Genomic DNA, 16,976 nt, shown 5'->3' on the forward strand with positions numbered 1-16,976 from the left:
CTCAACCGAATTAACAGGAGGCTGATATGGCTACCGTTGCTGTTACCGACGCCACGTTCGACGAAGAAGTGCGCAAGTCCGACGTTCCCGTCGTCGTTGATTTCTGGGCTGAATGGTGTGGCCCGTGCCGGATGATCGGCCCGTCGCTTGAGGAGCTGTCCGAAGAAATGTCGGGCAAGATCAAAGTCGTGAAGATCAACGTCGATGAAAACCCCGACAGCCCGGCAACGCTGGGTGTACGCGGTATTCCGGCGCTGTTCCTGTTCAAGGACGGCGAAGTGGTGTCGAACAAAGTTGGCGCTGCACCCAAAGCTGCGCTGCAAAGCTGGATCGAATCGTCGATCTGAACGTTTCGCAAATGATCAAAAAGGGCGCCTTCGGGCGCCTTTTTTTCATATCGGCCAGTCGAAATTTTTGAGATGAGCGCGTAACTGCTCTTCAAATTCGGGGCGGCCGGCGTTCAACGCGTTGCGCTGAAAAAACCAATAGAGATAGCGCGCGACTGGCGGGGTTTGGTTGAGCCTGCGAAACGCGGCATCTAACCCATCGCGCGGAACAGATCCCGCGATATGGTGAAACTCTGACTTCGCAAACAGGATCGCGGGCTTGCGTAAAAAGAACCCTTCCAGCGCGAGGGCGCTGTTTTGCGTTGCGACATAGCGGCAAAGCGGCAGCAGGTCTGGCGATCCGCCCAGTTGAAAGCGAAAGCGGGAGAACTGCGATGCGATACGCTCAAGCGCGGTGATTTCGTCGGGTGTATAGGTTTCCTTAGGGTGCAAGGTGGCCACGACCGGCCCCGCATGACGCGCCAGAACCTCCTCGATCATTTGAATTGGGCTCATGGCCTGAAACGAGCGGTGATCGCGCAGCTTTCCTTGCAGTGCGATCAGGGCCAAATCGTCTTCGTTCGTCGGATTCGCGCCGGAATAGAGCCTGTTTTTCCACATCCCGAAGAAATGCGCGGCCTCCGTTCCGTCAATGTCATCGGCATTGAAATCCGCCTTGGCGACCGGCCATTCCCAACGCTCGGCGCTGTCCTCGATATGCCAAAACGCCCCGACATAGCTGCGCCGGCAAGTCAGCGCGCGCGCATGGGTCGGTGGCTCCATATGATACAGCGCATAGCCCGGTTTCTTGCGCGCGGCGCGCCGTGCGGCGGGGCTGGTTTCATGCAGATCGACGCTCCAGTTCACTGTCCGTAGCGCGCCAATCAGACGGGTAAAGAAATTGTGTTGCCCCTTGCGCACCTGAGACAGGGTCGCCGGATCGAGGTAGATGGAAAGGTGCCGCTCTGTCATGGCCGGACGCTAGCGCGCGCGGGCGAACCGGGCAAGCGGGGTTGCAGGGCGCGGCTTGCGGCCTCATATCTGCGTTAACACGGAGGTAGTTATGGCAGACGACAAGTTCCCGGGTTGGCACGGCACAACGATCATTGGCGTTCGCAAAGGCGGTCGGGTGGTCGTGGCGGGTGACGGGCAAGTGAGCCTTGGCCAGACCGTCATCAAGGGCACCGCGCGCAAGGTGCGCCGCCTCAGCCCAGGCGGACATGATATTGTGGCGGGCTTTGCCGGATCGACCGCCGATGCGTTCACCTTGCTGGAACGGCTTGAGAAAAAACTCGAGGCCTCGCCGGGTCAACTGGCGCGCAGTTGCGTTGATCTGGCAAAAGACTGGCGGATGGACAAATATCTGCGCAATCTCGAAGCGATGCTGATCGTGACCGACGGTAAGGATCTTTTCGTGCTGACAGGTGCGGGCGATGTGCTGGAACCCGAGAACGACATCGCGGCGATTGGCTCGGGCGGGAATTATGCGTTGGCAGCGGCGCGCGGCTTGATGGAAACCGATCTCGATGCCGAGGCTGTGGCGCGCAAGGCGATGGCGATTGCGGCTGATATTTGCGTCTACACCAACGGCAACCTGACGGTGGAGACCATCGGTGAGTGAGATCACGAAGGACGATCTGCGCGCTGCCGTCGCCGCTGGTCATCTAAGCGAGGCACAGGCCGCAAGCGTGATGGCGCTCGCCGCCAACCGCATATCCGGTCGTGCCGCGCTACCAGCCGAGGACGAACCGTTTGAGCTGTTTCGCGGTTTTGCAGAGATATTCGTGACCGTCGGCCTTGCGATCCTGATTGCCGGCACGTTCGGGTTTTTGTTGTTTCTGGGCGGGAATGGTGGCTACGTCTTTCTGATCCCGCTCACAGCGTTATTCGCCGAGTATTTCACCCGCAAGCGCCGCATGGTGCTGCCCTCGATTCTGCTGACGGTGACGCTGGCGGGCGCGGTTCTGGCGAGTTTCCTCGGCATCCCCATCCTTAGCATACGCTTTGTTGCGCAGGATCCGAGTTTGAACCTCGCGCTCGGCGTCACGGCGCTGGCGCTGATTGCGTGGTTTCTGCGCTACCGCGTGCCGTTTTCGATGTTTCTCGTCGGGCTCTGTGTGCTGGCGATCCTGCTTAATCTTGCCAAGGGGCTCGGGCCGGATGTCGAGATGGCGCAGACCATCGATATGTTCGATCTTGCGCAAGGCTCGCCGATTTCACTGGCGATGTTGCTGTTCGGCTTTCTCGCGCTGGCGGGCGGCATCTGGTTTGACATGCGCGACCCGCATCGGCTGGGGCGGCAATCGGCCTCGGGCTTTTGGCTGCATGTGCTGGCCGCGCCTGCGCTGGTGAATACCGTGGCGCTGACCTTTTACAAAATGGGGCCGGGCACCGGGTATGGCTTCCTTTTGCTGGCCCTGATCGTGGCCGCCGCGCTGGCGCTGATCATCGACCGGCGGTCCTTTTTTACCGCTGGCATCGGCTACATGATCTTTCTCAGCTTCTACGCGTTTGGCGATGCTGCCGATCCGCGCAGTTGGTGGGTGGTGCTGATCCTGATCGGGCTGGCGTTGACTGCGCTTGGCTCGTTCTGGACCGAGCTGCGCACCCGCCTGATGCGCCTGCTTCCTCAATTTCCCGGCAAATCTCGCTTGCCGCCTTATGTTACGGAGTGATCCATGACCGACCTGACCCCCCGCGAAATCGTTTCCGAGCTTGACCGTTTTATCATCGGGCAGAAAGAGGCCAAGCGCGCCGTTGCTGTGGCGCTGCGCAATCGCTGGCGTCGTCACAAGCTGGCCGATGATATCCGCGAAGAGGTCTATCCCAAAAATATCCTGATGATCGGCCCGACCGGGGTCGGCAAGACCGAGATCTCGCGTCGTCTGGCAAAGCTGGCTAAAGCGCCGTTTCTGAAGGTCGAGGCGACCAAATTCACCGAGGTCGGCTATGTCGGGCGCGATGTCGAACAGATCATCCGCGATCTGACCGATGTTGCGCTGGTGCAGACTCGCGATCAGATGCGCGAGGACGTTAAGGCGCAGGCTCATAAATCGGCTGAAGACCGCGTGATCGAGGCTTTGGCAGGCAGTGATGCGCGCGAGGCAACGCGCGAGATGTTTCGCAAGAAACTGCGCGACGGCGTGCTGGACGACAAGGTGATTGAGGTGGAAGTGTCGGATACCTCTGGCGGTATGCCGATGGGCATGATGGGTGGCCAGCCGGGCATGGAAACGCAGATGCAGGGTCTGCAAGACCTGTTCAAGGCGTTTGGCGGCAACCGCACGGCCAAGCGCAAGATGACGGTGGCCGAAAGCTATGACGCGCTGATTTCGGATGAGGCCGACAAGCTGCTCGATGATGAAAAGGTCAAAGCCGCAGCACTTGAGGCGGTGCAATATTCCGGCATCGTGTTCATCGACGAGATCGACAAGGTCACGGCGCGATCCGATGCACGCGGAGCCGATGTATCGCGTGAGGGCGTGCAGCGCGATTTGCTGCCGCTGATCGAGGGCACGACGGTTTCGACGAAACACGGCCCCGTAAAAACCGACCACATCCTGTTTATCGCCAGCGGCGCGTTTCACATTGCCAAACCCTCGGATCTACTGCCCGAATTGCAGGGGCGCTTGCCGATCCGGGTAGAGCTGCGCGCTTTGACAGAGCAGGATTTCACGCGGATTCTGTCGGAAACAGATAACGCGCTGACCCGGCAATATATGGCGCTGATGGCGACCGAGGACGTCACGGTCTCATTCACGCAAGACGGCATCGAGGCGCTCGCCCGGATCGCCGCCGAGGTGAACCACTCGGTCGAAAATATCGGTGCGCGCAGGCTTTATACCGTCATCGAACGGGTGTTTGAGGAACTGGCCTTTACCGCGCCGGACCGTGCGGGGGAAAGCGTGACGATCGATGCTGATTTCGTCGAGAAGGAACTGGGTGCCTTGACGCGCGACAGCGATTTGAGCCGATACGTTCTTTGAGACTGGCATCATAGCGCAGCTTTGCTATCGTGCGCTTGTCTGGTCGGAGGCCAACATGCTGCGCGTGATGATTGTCATGGTTCTGGTTGTGCTATCTGGCTGCGCACCGCGCGGTCGGCTGGCCTATCTGGCGCAGCCATCTCCCGAGGCGCGCACGATCTTTGTCGGCTCCACGCGCGCGCCCGATCCGGAAACCCGGCAGCCTTTCGGCACAGCCCGTAGCTTCGATCTGCGTCTGGCGAAGTTTGACGTGGCAACACCGCCCGATCATCAAACTGGCACTATCGACTACCCGAAAAATGGACAACCAGCCGACCCGCAAACGCAGTTCATGGTGTCCAGCGCGCAAATCGACATGCCGCAAAATGCGTTTCGCCGCGACCTAAGGGCGGCGCTGGTGCGGCAGAACGGGCAGGCGGTGGTGTTCGTTCACGGCTTTAACAACGATTTCTCCGAAGGGCTGTATCGCTCCGCGCAGCTTGGTGCTGATTTCGATTTGCCCGGTGTTCTGGTGCATTATTCATGGCCCTCACGTGCGCATGTTCTAGGCTATGCCTATGATCGCGACTCCGTCCTGTTTGCGCGCGATGGTTTGTCGAAATTGCTAACAGACTTGCAGGCAGCAGGTGCGCGCCAGATTCTGCTGATCGGGCATTCTCTGGGGGCGCAACTGTCGATGGAGGTGCTGCGCCAAGAGGCGCTCGCGCATAACAAAGGCTTGTTTGACCGGATCTCAGGAGTCGTCCTGATTTCGCCAGATATTGCCGTTGAAGTCTTTGAATCGCAGGCCGATGCGATTGGTGCGTTGCCCCAGCCGTTTGTCATTTTTACCTCGCAGCGTGATCGCGCCTTGCAACTGTCGGCGCGCTTGTCGGGACAGGAGGACAGGCTGGGCGATCTCAAAGATTTCAAGCGTGTTGCGCGTTATCGCGTCACGGTGGTCGATGTAGGGGCCTTCAGCGTCGGAGACGGGCATTTTGATCTCGCGCAGTCTCCGGCCCTCATCAAGCTGCTGGATCGGGCCGGACAAGTGGCGCAGGTTCTCACCGGAGAGCAGACAGGGCGTACCAGCCTTGCCTCGGCGGTCATCCTGACGGTCGATAATGCGACCCAGATCGTGCTAAATCCGCTGTCGGGGGGTTAGCGCAGTCGGCGCAAATAAACATAATAGGCCCCGCCGCCGCCATGTTTGAGATGCGCCTCATTGACCTGCATCACCGCGGGGGCAAGCGGCATCATGCGCAGCCATTGCGGCACCTGATGGCGCAAAACGCCCACGCGGCGCGGGATCGGCCCGTCATCATCGCCGCGTTTTCCCTTGCCTGTGATCACAAGAACCAACCGCTTCCCGTGGCTTTGCCCGTTGAGGATGAACCGGATCAGTTCGGGATGCGCCTCGGCCAGCGTCATGCCGTGCAAATCCAGCGTGGCCTCGGGTTTCAGCTTGCCGCGCGTCATCGCCTTATGGGCCTTGCGATCCATTGTGACGGGTTGGCGGGCCAATTGTTCGGCGGGGCTGGGAGCAAGGTCAAAGCGTTGCGCGCTAGGCTTGGCGTGCTGGCCAAGATGAAATCCGCGCAATTCCGGTTTAGGCTGTTTGGGGGGCTTGGCAGGAGAGGTTCCGTCCAAAAAAGACTCTAATTCGGCGGAATCGGCTCGTTTCTCGCGAATGCTGCGGGTGCTGGCGGCGACGCGCGACCACAGTTCCCGCTCTTCGGGGGTAAGTTTGCGCCGCTTGCTCATGCGCGCCTCCGCAAGACGACCATCCGTCCCTTGGCGTTAATCGCACCTGCGCGCTGCCCCGCGCCCTGACCCGAGCCTAGAAAGATGTCACCGCGTCCCGCGCCCTTGATTGCAGAACCAACATCTTGCGCGACCATCAAGCGCGCGCCAAAGCCGGGGCAGTCGATCCAGACCGGGCTGCCAAGCGGGATAACATCTGGATCAACGGCGAGGGTGCGCCCCGGCGTGACCGGACGACCCATTGCGCCCGGCGGACCCATATCCTCAGGCAGATCGAGGATGCGGAAGAAAACGAAAGACGGGTTGTGATTGAGCAGGTCTTGCACCTGATCGGGATGCGCGGCGCACCATTCGCGAATGCGATCGGGCGTCATTTGCGCGACGGGGGCCACGCCTTGCGCCACCAGTTGCGCGCCGATGGAGCGATAGGGCTGTCCGTTCTTACCGTCATATCCAAGGCGCAGCGTCTGGCCATCCTCAAGACGAATGCGAACCGAGCCTTGGACCTGCGCCAAGAAGGCCTCGATGGCGCTTTCGACAAAGACGAGTTCATGGCCAGCCAGCAGATTGCCCGCATTAATCTCGGCGCGGGAAAACCAAGGCTGATCAGGCTCTATTGCGCCGGGATTTGCGTAAAGAGGGTATGCGAAGCGCGTTGACTTAACGCGTGCACCCGCAAGTTCAGGCTCATAATATCCGGTGAAATGCGCGCCGTTTTCGCCAGCGATATCGACCGGCTCGAACAAGATCTCAAACGCTGCACGCGGATTGTCAGTATGCGCAGGCGCAAACCCGAACAGATCGGCAGTGACGCAAAACGCCGCCCATGCGGCGGCGTGATCGTCCCGGTCCCAGCCGGAAAGGGTGTTGAACGCTACGGCCACGCGCCTCAGCCGCCCGTGGCGACAAGCTGCCAGTTCGGGTCATTGCTGCCCATCTTGCGCGCAAAGGTCCACGTATCGCGCTGCTTGCGCGGGGCTTTGGGATCGCCCTCCACCACCTCGCCTGCGGCATTTCGCGCGACCGAGATCAATTCACCGCCAAAACGCACTGTGACTTCGGCGTCGTTTGTCGCGTGATCAAAATCGGCATCGCTAAGCACCAGTTCACGCAGGCCCAAGAACTCGGCATGCACGTCAAGCCCCTGTTCCTTGCGCGCGTTCACCGCACTCTCAAACGCCTCATAGACGTCGGGCGACAGAAACGGTTTGATTTTCTCGACATCGCCGGTCTCAAACGCCATCAGGATCATTTCGTAGGCACCGCGCGCGCCTTGCAGGAATTCCGAGACCGAGAATTTCGGCTCAACCCGCTTCATCGCGGCCAAGGCGATGGCCGCGGTAGACCCCTCATCGACGTGGTCAATAATGTCGGGGTCCGGCCCGCCCTCGATCACCTCGAAATCGCGTTTTGCGGTGGGCGTGGGCTGTTGTTCTGGCTCGATCGGCTGTTCGTAGCCGTCGCGTGTCCCGAGGACATTTTTCAGCTTAATAATCAAAAAGATCGCGATCGCCGCGAGAACAATTAGTTGGATGACGGCGCTGGACATCGAAACCCCTGTGAAACGAGCTGCATTTGTGTATCGAGTGTTGGCTACTTATGTAAGGCAGCATCAGGATCAAGTCCACCTGCGCGGCTTCGGACGTGCAGAGCGAAGAAAGAGGATGATATGTGGATCTTTTTGGCCTTTTTGGCCGTGCCGTTGATCGAGATCGGGCTGTTCGTCAAGGTGGGCGGGATGATCGGCTTGTGGCCGACGCTTGCGATTGTGGTGATTACCGCCGTTTTGGGGACCGCGCTTGTGCGTCGCGAAGGGGCGCGCGCGCTTGAGGATTTGCGCCGTTCGCTGAATGAGCTTAGCGATCCCTCGCGGCCTTTGGCGCATGGGGCGATGATCTTGGTGGCGGGTGTGCTGCTGCTGACGCCGGGTTTTTTCACCGACGCGATGGGGCTGCTGCTGTTGATCCCGGGTGTGCGCAACTGGGTGATGACGCGGCTGGCCAGCCGGGTAAAGGTCGCGCGGTTTGAGATGGGCGGGTCGCCATTTCCGCCCGGTGGCGCTGATCCGCGGCGTCCGCGTGATCCATATGTGATTGATGCCGAGGAAATCGATAACATGGCGCCGCGCAGGCCGCCGCGCAACGGGCCATCGGGCTGGACGCGAGATCAAGACCAGTGACAAAACCACATTATTGAGAATTGAGACAAGCGCCGAGCAGTGCTACACCCGGCGCAAACAAGGTTGGAGATATTCATGACTGATCAAGCCAATGGCGCTGATACCGCTGAGCAGCCGCAACTGCGGATGAACATTCTCGCACAGTTCGTGCGCGATCTTTCGTTTGAAAACAATGTTGCCCTGAAGGGACTGCAAGCGGCTGATGTTCAGCCCGAAATGCAGGTTCAGGTTAGCCTTGATGCGAAAAAGCGTGCGCAAGACGACCAGTATGAGGTGATTTCGAAATTCAAGATCACCGCGACGAACCAGACCGACAATTCGACGCTTTATCTGCTCGAAGTCGATTACGGCGGCATTTTCCAAATTGAGGGCGTGCCCGAAGACCAGCTGCACCCCTTCCTGCTGATCGAGTGCCCGCGTCAGTTGTTCCCCTTCGTGCGCCGGATCGTTTCGGACGTGACGCGCGACGGTGGCTTCCCGCCCTTCAACCTCGAAATCGTGGATTTCGTCGCGCTGTATCGCGCCGAACTGGCCCGTCGCCAGCAATCGGAAGCGGGTGAACCCGCTCCGCTGTCCTGATTTTTCAGCCTGCTTGATAGACCCGGGGCGCGGCATGCTGCCTCAGGGACAAGCTGACACCGTGACTTTGAACGCCGCCATACGCATCCTATGGCGGCGTTCTGCGTTTGCAGCGCGCGTTCGCATGGGACGCGATCACGATGACACAAATTCAGGCCTGGGTCGGCGATAAGCTGATGCCAGTCGACAAGACTGAAGCGCATGCACGGGGACTTCGCCATAAGGCAGTCTCCATTTTTGTCATGGATGGTGACAAGCTGCTGATCCAGAAACGGGCGGCGGGGCGCGATCATTCGGCGGGGAAATGGTCAAACACCTGTTGTTCGCACCCCGATTGGGATGAGCGCCCGGAACATTGCGCCGTGCGTCGCTTGCGGGAAGAATTGGGGATCACCGGCCTTTATCCGGCCCATGCGGATCGCATCGAATATCGTGCCGAGGTCGCGGAGGGGTTGATCGAGCATGAGGTGGTCGAGGTGTACCTTGCCCATGTTCGCCCCGGTATGCAGATCACGCCCGATCCCCATGAGGTCAGCGAGACGCGTTGGGTGGGCCTGTATGATCTGGCTGCAGAGGTGCGCCGCCATCCCGAGCGGTTCTCAAAATGGCTGCGGATCTACATGAACGAGCAGATGGGGCGGATTTTTTCGACGCTAATTTGCTAGCACCGACAGCGCGTTGGATGATTTCCGCCGATCCCCTTCACAAACAGCGCGGAACCTTGCGCAAGCTATGGCGTTTCCCTGCGATACTTGCGATTCTGCCCCTGCATATGGGGGCGCGATATGGGAACGGGACAGATTAAGACATTCACACTCAGTTTCGCGATCAGCGTGCTGGCGGCGCTGCCTGCCGCTGCCTATGATCTCAGTTTCACGACACCGGGTGCGTCGGACAGCCTGCGCGATACGATCAAGGGCGTGTCCCTCCTCGAGCAATCCGCCTCGGACAAAAGCAAAGATGCGCAGGATATTTTTTCTGCGGCACGTGCCGATTATAATCGCATCGTCTCGACGCTGTTTTCCGAAGGCTATTATTCCGGGATAGTGTCGATCAAGCTGGACGGGCGCGAGGCGGCTTCGATTTCGCCCCTCGATGCGCCTTCCAGTGTTCGCAATGTCGTGGTCTCCGTAACCCCCGGCCCGAATTTTCGTTTTTCCAAGACAGAGGTCGCACCGCTCGCGCCAGATACGAAACTGCCTGAGGGGTTCGCGATTGGTCAGCCTGCGAAATCGGGCCTGGTCGTTGAGGCGGCGACGGCTGGCGTAGACGCTTGGCGCGACGATGGTCACGCCAAGGCGCAAGTCGCCGGTCAGTCGATCATTGCCAATCACCGCACAAACACGCTGGCGGCCGATGTTCGCCTTGCCCCCGGGCCTTTGGTGCATTTTGGCACGCTTGATGTGTCGGGAAACAAACGCTTGCGGACCAAGCGTCTGCGCCAGATTGCGGGCTTTCCCACTGGGGAGGTCTATGATCCCAAAGATCTGGAGAAAGTGCAGGCACGGCTGCGGCGCACCGGTATCTTTAGCTCGGTCGCTGTGACCGAAGCAAAGACGCTCAACCCCGATGACAGCATGAATGTCGACCTTGCCGTGGTCGAGCAGAAGTCGCGCAAGATCGGCGCGGGGGCCGAGTTGAACAGTGATGACGGGATCGGGCTGACCGCCTATTGGCTGCATCGCAACCTGCTTGGCGGCGGCGAGCGGCTGCGTATTGATGGCGCGATCAGCGGGATTGGCGGCGCTACGGGGGGAACAGATTACTCGCTGGGCACGCGGATTGAACGCCCCGCAACCTTTGGCCCCGACACTTCGGCCTATTTCGAGACCGCGATCAGCCAATCGAATGAAGAAGATTACGATGAGAACGCCTTTGATATCGGCTTCGGTGCCAGCCGCATCTTCAGCGATAAGCTGACCGTCGATACGGCGATCAAATATCGCTGGTCGAAAGTGACCGACAGCTCTGGCGAGACCTACTTCCGCCAGATCTATCTCCCGACCAATGTGATCTATGACAATCGCAACAATGATCTTGATCCGACCAAGGGATATTACATCAAGACCGGCCTGACGCCTTACGTGGGTTTGGGTGGCGACACAGGAACAGGCGGGCAGATCACCGCGGATCTGCGTGGCTACAAAGGGTTTGGCGCGCAGGAGCGTTTCGTGTTGGCGGGGCGGCTGCAACTGGGCCGGGTGTTTGGCTCTGATCTGGCAGAAACGCCGCGCGACTATCTGTTTTACTCTGGCGGTGGTGGCACCGTGCGCGGTCAGCCCTACCAATCGCTGGGCGTCACGATTCTGGACGGTGGCACTTTGACGACCGGTGGCACGGAATTCGTTGGCGTCTCGGGCGAGGCGCGCGTGGGAATCACCGACACGATCGGCGTCGTGGCATTCTATGACTACGGTTATGTGGCTGGCGGCGGCGAAAGCGGCTCGCAGGCCGGTGCCGGTTTGGGTTTGCGCTACAAGACGGGGATCGGCCCGATCCGTCTTGATGTCGGCTTTCCGGTCAGCGGCGACACTGGCAGCGGCGCACAGGTTTATATCGGGATTGGACAGGCATTTTGATGAAACGCGTTCTCCTTTCTCTTGCTCTGGTGATCTGGCCTCTGGGTGGTTTTGCCCAAGACAGCACGCCGGTGGATCAAACTGGCGGCCCTGCGACCGAGGGGCAGACGCAGCGTGATCGGTCTTATCTGACCGGGCTGATCGAGGATTCGCTTTCGGGCGCTGGGCGCACGGTGCGTCTTGACGGGTTTGAGGGCGCGCTGAGTTCGCGTGCGACGTTTACCTCGCTGACGATATCGGACGATCAAGGCAGGTGGTTGACGATCAAGGATGGCGCGATCCAGTGGAACCGCACGGCGTTGTTGACTGGCAAGATCGAGATCGACGAGTTGTCTGCCGCTGAAATCGACCTGCCGCGCCTGCCAAGCGCCTCGTCCACGGAGAAGGCGGCCCCGACGCCCGAGGCCAAACCCTTCGCGCTGCCCGATCTGCCTGTGGCGCTCAATATCGGTAAGATCGACGCGAAAAAAGTCGTCATCGGCAAGCCGGTGATCGGTGAGGCGGCAACGGTGAAAGTTGTCGGTTCGGTGTCGCTGGCTGGCGGTGAGGGCAAGGCCAAACTCGATATCGACCGGATTGACGGGCAAAAGGGAAAATTCTCGCTGACCGCGTCCTATGATAACAGCACGCGCGAGCTGGGTCTGGATCTGCTGGTTGATGAGGGCAAGGGCGGGATCATTTCCAAACTGATCGGACTGCCGGGAGAGCCTGCGATTACATTGGCGGTATCGGGCAGCGGGCCAATCGACAAGTTTTCCGCCGATGTCGTGCTAAGCACCGATGGCCAGCAGCGATTGGCGGGCAAGGTCTCGGTTAACAAAGCCGTGCCTGCGGGCGCCGCGAAGGGAACTGCCCCGGAAACCGGGTTCTCGGCGGCATTTTCGGGCGATGTTTCTCCGCTACTGCCTCCGGAATACCGCGAGTTTTTTGGCAATGACGTGTCTTTCGTAGCGCAAGGAGCGCGCACCGCTACGGGTCAAACGAACCTGAGCGCGCTTGATATCAAGTCCCGTGCGCTCAATCTGCAAGGCTCGGCGACGGTTGGCGCGAATGGCTTGCCGCAGAAATTTGACCTGACCGGGCAGCTGGGACTGGGCGATGGTCAAGAGGTGCTACTGCCGGTCTCGGGTGTGAAAACTTGGGTGCAGTCGGGTGATATCAAGCTGGCCTATGACCAAGCGACTGGCGACGGCTGGTCGCTGGGTGGGCGGCTGAGCGAGCTGCGCCGTGAAGATGGCACGAAACTTCTCAGCGCGCTTTTATCGGGCTCGGGGCGTATTCGCCAAGGCGCGCCTGCCAGCGTGGGCGGTACAGTGGTGCTTAGCGCGAACGGGATCGAACTGGCGGACGAAAAGCTTGCGCAAGCCGTTGGGCCGTTCGTGACGGGCAAAGCCGTGTTCTCGTGGCAGCAAGACCAGCCGCTGCGCCTGTCGCAACTTTCGCTATTGGGTCGGGGCTATCGCGCCGACGCCAATCTGCGGATCGCGGATCTGAAAAAGGGCGCCAAAATCACCGGCACGGCGCAGATTGATGATGGCGATATTTCCCCGCTGTCGGGTTTGGCAGGACGTCCGCTGAGCGGGGCTGTGTTAGGCTCTATTTCGGGGAATTACACGGTGCTGACGGGGGCGTTTGACGCGGATCTGGATGTGACAGGACAAGATGTCACGATCAACCAGCCGCAAGCTGATGCTGCGCTCAAGGGCAGTTCCAAGATTACGCTATCAGCCAGCCGGGACGAAACCGGCCTGACGATCAAGGCGTTCAATGCCACCACACGCGCTGTCGTAGCCTCGGCGCAGGGCACCTTGAACAGTAAAGACGGTGTGCTGAATGCACAAGTCGAGACGAAGGACTTGTCAGTTCTCGGTGGTGGCTATCACGGCCAGCTAAGCGCGGATGCCAAGGTGACGCGCTCGGGTGAGACATTCTCGGCCAAGCTGGATGCGAATGCGCAAAACCTTGGTGTTGGTCAGGCCGAAATTGATCGCGTCTTGGGTGGAAAGACAACCGTCTCGCTGGCGGCCGATTACACCGGCGGACGTGTGAAACTACAGAACCTGAGCGTGAAGAACCCGCAGGTTACGATCTCGGCGAAGGGTGCTGTGACCGATACGAACCGCCAGATCACGCTGGACGCGCGCCTTGCAAATGCGGCCTTGCTGGCCCCCGGATTTCCCGGCCCTCTCAGCCTGAATGGCACGGTGACAGATGACGGCACTGGGTATCAGGTGAATATTTCGGGCAACGGTCCGGGCGGCACCAGTGCGACAGTTGCGGGTCAGGTCGCCTCTGACTTCTCTGACGCCGATCTGTCGATCACGGGCTCGGCGCAGACCGCGCTGGCCAATGCCTTTATCGAGCCGCGCTCGGTGCAAGGCCCGTTGAGTTTTGATCTGCGGCTCAATGGCAAGCCGGGGTTGTCTGCCCTGTCAGGAACGATCACGGCCAATGGCACGCGTATCGTGGCCCCTAACCTTGGGATGGAGTTGGAGCAGGTGAACACTCGCGTGCAACTCTCGGGTGGCAAGGCGCAACTGGGTCTGACCGGACAACTGGGGTCGGGCGGGTCGCTGACGGTGAATGGACCGATTGATCTGACCGCACCCTTTAACGGCAATCTGACGATCCGCTTTGATCGGGCGCGCCTGCGCGATCCAGAGCTGTATGACACGCGCGCCTCTGGCACGATCACGATGGACGGGCCACTGGCGGGTGGTGCCAAGATTGCGGGAAAGATCACGCTTTCGGATACCGAACTGCGCGTGCCCTCATCTGGTGTTAGCGGCACGTCTTCGGTGCCTGAAGGGCTGACACATGTGGGCGAAAGCGCGGCGGTGCGCGCCACGTTGGAACGCGCAGATCTGTTGAATAACGGCTCTACATCCGCTGAAAACAGCTCTACCCCACGACGCGCCTATCCGCTGGATGTCACAATCGCCTCTAGCCGTGGCATTTTCGTGCGCGGGCGTGGGTTGGACGCTGAACTGGGCGGTAGCTTGCGCATTAGCGGCACCACGGCCAATGTCGTGCCGATCGGACAGTTCAACCTTGTCCGTGGGCGGCTTGAAATTCTTGGACAGCGCTTCACGCTGGATAAGGGGCAGATTGCGCTGCAGGGCGCACTGTTGCCCTATATTGATTTCTCGGCAGTCACCACGCAGGGCGATTACACGATTACCATCGCGATCTCTGGTCAGGCGAATGAGCCGCAAGTGACGTTCTCTTCGTCGCCCGATCTCCCCCAAGACGAGGTGATATCGCGCCTGATCTTTGGACGTGGCCTTGAAAACCTGTCGGCCATACAAGCCGCGCAACTGGCGTCGGCGGTGGCGACTTTGGCGGGGAAAGGTGGCGTTGGGATCATCAGCAAGCTGCGCAAAAGCACCGGGCTGGACGACCTTGATATTTCGACGGATGCGTCGGGAAATGCCCAGCTAAAAGCCGGTAAGTATCTGTCGAAAAACCTGTATACGGACGTAACGGTTGCGGGTGACGGCACCTCCGAGATCAACCTCAACCTTGATGTGAACAAAAACGTCACGGCGCGTGGCACGGTTGGGTCGGACGGCAAAAGCGGGATCGGAATTTATTACGAGCGCAACTACTGATCGTCCTGTCGTGCCTTGGTACGATGGGCGTTCAGCTCAGCGTTCAGCGCGGCCCCCAACAGCACGGATAACGCGCTGATGTATAGCCAGAACATCAGCGCAATTACCGCGCCGATAGAACCGTAAACCTTGTTATATGACCCGAAGTTCGCGAGGTAGTAGGTTAGCGCCAGCGAACTGAGACCCCAAACAGCCGTTGCCAGAACCGCGCCCAGCGAGACGATGGGATCGCGCCGCCCCGCCTTTATATTGGGGCCATAGCGGTAGAGGATTCCAAGTGCCGTCAGCATCAGCAGCAACATCGCCGCCCATGGCAGGCCCGATAGTAGAATGCTTGTATATTCATGAAACGGCAGGAAATTGATGGCGATCGGCACGATCACGATGGTCGCCATTGCTAGCAGCATAACGCCCACGAGCGAAACCGTCATGATGTAGCCGAGCACGAAGCTCCAGATGGTATTACGGGGTTTGGTGTCATGAATCACGTTGAGGCCGAGCACGAGCGCCGCCACGCCGGCGCGCGCGGAGAGCAGGGTCACCAGTGCCGAGAGTAGCGTGCCAAATCCGATCGTGGCGCGTGGTCCGATCAACCAGCTTTGGATTTGCTCGTTCAGCAGGCCGTAGGCCTCTTGTGGGATGAACTCTTTTGCGACGGCCAGATATTGGTGAATCACGGCCGGGTCGGAAAATGCGCTCCAGATTGCAATTGTCGCTGAAATGCCGGGAAAGACCGCAAGCATTGCGTAAAACGCCACGCCGGCCGCCACCAAAGTAATATTAGAGGCCATCAGTCTGCCCAGCAGATTGATCCCGAATTTTGTTAAGTCGCGCAATTGTTTCTCCTTTCAGCCACCTTCGCGCATGCTTTCTTTGAGCGCAACTTGCGAAGCGCCCTGCGCTATGTTTCTGTTTCCGCTAACAGGAGGAGACCCAGCATGACTTATCATCCCGCCGAAGATCGCTATTCCAAAATGGTTTATCGCCGTTGCGGTAAGTCCGGCCTGAAATTGCCCGCAGTATCATTGGGGCTGTGGCATAATTTCGGCCACGACACGCCCCATCAGGTGAAGCGCGCGATCTGTCAGACGGCGTTTGATTGCGGCATCACCCATTTCGATTTGGCGAATAATTATGGTCCTCCTCCCGGCTCGGCAGAAGAGGCGTTCGGGGATATCCTGCGCACTGATTTCGCAGGGTTCCGCGACCAACTGATCATCAGTTCCAAGGCTGGCTATGACATGTGGCCGGGGCCTTATGGCGAGTGGGGATCGCGCAAATATCTGATCGCATCGTGTGACCAGTCGCTCAAGCGGATGGGGCTGGATTATGTCGATATTTTCTACTCGCATCGCTTTGACCCCGAGACGCCGCTGGAAGAAACGATGGGCGCGCTGGAACATATCTGGCGGTCCGGGCGCGCGCTATATATCGGGATTTCCAGCTACAATTCGCAGCGCACGCGCGAGGCCGCCGCGATCCTGCGCGAAATGGGGGTGCCGCTGCTGATCCATCAGCCCAGCTACAACATGCTCAACCGCTGGGTCGAGCGCGACGGGCTGACCGATACGCTGGATGAATTGGGCGTGGGGTCCATCGCGTTTACGCCACTGGCGCAGGGGTTGCTGACGAAGAAATATCTGGGCGGTATTCCCGAAGGCTCGCGCGCGGCGCAGGGCAAGTCGCTGAACCGTGATGTGATCACTCCTGAGGCGATCGCAAAGATCCATGCGCTTAACGAAATCGCGCAGGCGCGTGGGCAAACTCTGGCGCAGATGGCGATTGCCTGGGTGCTGCGTGGGGGGCGGATTACCTCGGCACTGATTGGGGCATCCAAACCATCGCAAGTGCTCGATTGTGCTGGTGCAGTGTCTAATCTGGATTTCTCAGACGCGGAACTTGCGGAAATAGATACCCACGCGCAGGACGAGGCGATCAACCTCTGGGCGCGCTCATCCGAGAGTGTATGAGCG

Annotated in this window: 16 protein-coding genes; 11 read left to right on the top strand and 5 right to left on the bottom strand. The window is 59.6% G+C overall.

Features of this window, described 5'->3' with window-relative positions:
* Positions 1-26: 26 nt before the first annotated feature.
* Positions 27-347 carry a thioredoxin gene (trxA, locus tag DT23_RS02670; protein WP_038127961.1) on the top strand — a complete coding sequence of 107 codons (321 nt, stop codon included), beginning with the start codon at positions 27-29 and terminating at the stop codon, positions 345-347.
* Positions 348-392: 45 nt separating this feature from the next.
* Here trxA and DT23_RS02675 read toward each other — a convergent pair whose 3' ends face one another.
* Positions 393-1,298, bottom strand: coding sequence for a hypothetical protein (locus DT23_RS02675; protein ID WP_038127963.1), 906 nt, complete (start codon positions 1,296-1,298; stop codon positions 393-395).
* 91 nt (positions 1,299-1,389) lie between these two features.
* Between DT23_RS02675 and hslV the strand changes: the two genes are divergently transcribed.
* The 4 genes from hslV to DT23_RS02695 are packed head-to-tail and all read left to right on the top strand — an operon-like array spanning position 1,390 to position 5,456.
* On the top strand, positions 1,390-1,947 hold the full coding sequence (gene hslV / locus DT23_RS02680; RefSeq protein WP_038127965.1) for an ATP-dependent protease subunit HslV: 558 nt from the start codon (positions 1,390-1,392) through the stop codon (positions 1,945-1,947).
* A complete protein-coding gene (locus DT23_RS02685) occupies positions 1,940-3,001 on the top strand; it encodes a hypothetical protein (protein WP_156023826.1) in 1,062 nt (353 codons plus the stop codon). The genes hslV and DT23_RS02685 overlap by 8 nt, the downstream gene beginning before the upstream one ends.
* 3 nt (positions 3,002-3,004) lie before the next feature.
* Positions 3,005-4,312: an ATP-dependent protease ATPase subunit HslU gene (gene hslU / locus DT23_RS02690; protein WP_038127966.1), complete on the top strand. Its 1,308-nt coding sequence runs from the start codon at positions 3,005-3,007 to the stop codon at positions 4,310-4,312.
* Positions 4,313-4,367: 55 nt separating this feature from the next.
* A complete protein-coding gene (locus DT23_RS02695; protein ID WP_038127968.1) occupies positions 4,368-5,456 on the top strand; it encodes an alpha/beta hydrolase in 1,089 nt (362 codons plus the stop codon).
* Here the strand turns inward: DT23_RS02695 and DT23_RS02700 are convergent.
* The 3 genes from DT23_RS02700 to DT23_RS02710 are packed head-to-tail and all read right to left on the bottom strand — an operon-like array spanning position 5,453 to position 7,604.
* The gene (locus DT23_RS02700; RefSeq protein WP_038127969.1) at positions 5,453-6,055 is read right to left on the bottom strand and encodes a Smr/MutS family protein; all 603 of its coding nucleotides are present in this window, start codon (positions 6,053-6,055) and stop codon (positions 5,453-5,455) included. The two genes, DT23_RS02695 and DT23_RS02700, sit on opposite strands and share 4 nt — an antisense overlap.
* Positions 6,052-6,939, bottom strand: coding sequence for a murein transglycosylase A (mltA, locus tag DT23_RS02705; protein WP_240473528.1), 888 nt, complete (start codon positions 6,937-6,939; stop codon positions 6,052-6,054). Before mltA ends, DT23_RS02700 begins: the two co-directional genes overlap by 4 nt.
* Positions 6,940-6,944: 5 nt before the next feature.
* On the bottom strand, positions 6,945-7,604 hold the full coding sequence (locus tag DT23_RS02710; protein WP_038127973.1) for a Tim44/TimA family putative adaptor protein: 660 nt from the start codon (positions 7,602-7,604) through the stop codon (positions 6,945-6,947).
* 120 nt (positions 7,605-7,724) lie between these two features.
* Here DT23_RS02710 and DT23_RS02715 point away from each other — a divergent pair, with 120 nt between their 5' ends.
* The 5 genes from DT23_RS02715 (at position 7,725) to DT23_RS02735 (ending at position 15,003) form a co-directional block, all read left to right on the top strand.
* On the top strand, positions 7,725-8,234 hold the full coding sequence (locus DT23_RS02715; RefSeq protein ID WP_038127975.1) for an FxsA family protein: 510 nt from the start codon (positions 7,725-7,727) through the stop codon (positions 8,232-8,234).
* A gap of 75 nt (positions 8,235-8,309) precedes the next feature.
* Positions 8,310-8,813: a protein-export chaperone SecB gene (gene secB / locus DT23_RS02720; RefSeq protein ID WP_038127976.1), complete on the top strand. Its 504-nt coding sequence runs from the start codon at positions 8,310-8,312 to the stop codon at positions 8,811-8,813.
* A gap of 140 nt (positions 8,814-8,953) precedes the next feature.
* Positions 8,954-9,478 (top strand): isopentenyl-diphosphate Delta-isomerase, encoded by a 525-nt coding sequence (locus tag DT23_RS02725; RefSeq protein WP_038128033.1) that lies wholly within the window; start codon positions 8,954-8,956, stop codon positions 9,476-9,478.
* Between the two features lie 120 nt (positions 9,479-9,598).
* Positions 9,599-11,392, top strand: a complete 1,794-nt coding sequence (locus DT23_RS02730) for an autotransporter assembly complex protein TamA (protein ID WP_038127978.1) — start codon at positions 9,599-9,601, stop codon at positions 11,390-11,392.
* A complete protein-coding gene (locus tag DT23_RS02735) occupies positions 11,392-15,003 on the top strand; it encodes a translocation/assembly module TamB domain-containing protein (RefSeq protein ID WP_038127979.1) in 3,612 nt (1,203 codons plus the stop codon). Before DT23_RS02730 ends, DT23_RS02735 begins: the two co-directional genes overlap by 1 nt.
* Here DT23_RS02735 and DT23_RS02740 read toward each other — a convergent pair.
* Positions 14,997-15,839, bottom strand: coding sequence for a YihY/virulence factor BrkB family protein (locus DT23_RS02740; RefSeq protein WP_051697000.1), 843 nt, complete (start codon positions 15,837-15,839; stop codon positions 14,997-14,999). The two genes, DT23_RS02735 and DT23_RS02740, sit on opposite strands and share 7 nt — an antisense overlap.
* Positions 15,840-15,941: 102 nt before the next feature.
* Here DT23_RS02740 and mgrA point away from each other — a divergent pair, with 102 nt between their 5' ends.
* Complete coding sequence (gene mgrA / locus DT23_RS02745) at positions 15,942-16,973, top strand: L-glyceraldehyde 3-phosphate reductase (RefSeq protein ID WP_038127981.1); 1,032 nt, start codon at positions 15,942-15,944, stop codon at positions 16,971-16,973.
* The last annotated feature ends 3 nt before the right edge of the window (positions 16,974-16,976 follow it).

This window comes from Thioclava indica (assembly GCF_000714545.1).
GTDB lineage: Bacteria > Pseudomonadota > Alphaproteobacteria > Rhodobacterales > Rhodobacteraceae > Thioclava > Thioclava indica.

Bases quoted from the DNA above. Each gene is read 5' to 3' on its own strand.
- trxA (WP_038127961.1), top strand. From the start codon at position 27: ATGGCTACCGTTGCTGTTACCGACGCCACGTTCGACGAAGAAGTGCGC.
- DT23_RS02675 (WP_038127963.1), bottom strand. From the start codon at position 1,298: ATGACAGAGCGGCACCTTTCCATCTACCTCGATCCGGCGACCCTGTCT.
- hslV (WP_038127965.1), top strand. From the start codon at position 1,390: ATGGCAGACGACAAGTTCCCGGGTTGGCACGGCACAACGATCATTGGC.
- hslU (WP_038127966.1), top strand. From the start codon at position 3,005: ATGACCGACCTGACCCCCCGCGAAATCGTTTCCGAGCTTGACCGTTTT.
- DT23_RS02695 (WP_038127968.1), top strand. From the start codon at position 4,368: ATGCTGCGCGTGATGATTGTCATGGTTCTGGTTGTGCTATCTGGCTGC.
- DT23_RS02700 (WP_038127969.1), bottom strand. From the start codon at position 6,055: ATGAGCAAGCGGCGCAAACTTACCCCCGAAGAGCGGGAACTGTGGTCG.
- DT23_RS02710 (WP_038127973.1), bottom strand. From the start codon at position 7,604: ATGTCCAGCGCCGTCATCCAACTAATTGTTCTCGCGGCGATCGCGATC.
- DT23_RS02715 (WP_038127975.1), top strand. From the start codon at position 7,725: ATGTGGATCTTTTTGGCCTTTTTGGCCGTGCCGTTGATCGAGATCGGG.
- secB (WP_038127976.1), top strand. From the start codon at position 8,310: ATGACTGATCAAGCCAATGGCGCTGATACCGCTGAGCAGCCGCAACTG.
- DT23_RS02725 (WP_038128033.1), top strand. From the start codon at position 8,954: ATGACACAAATTCAGGCCTGGGTCGGCGATAAGCTGATGCCAGTCGAC.
- DT23_RS02730 (WP_038127978.1), top strand. From the start codon at position 9,599: ATGGGAACGGGACAGATTAAGACATTCACACTCAGTTTCGCGATCAGC.
- DT23_RS02735 (WP_038127979.1), top strand. From the start codon at position 11,392: ATGAAACGCGTTCTCCTTTCTCTTGCTCTGGTGATCTGGCCTCTGGGT.
- mgrA (WP_038127981.1), top strand. From the start codon at position 15,942: ATGACTTATCATCCCGCCGAAGATCGCTATTCCAAAATGGTTTATCGC.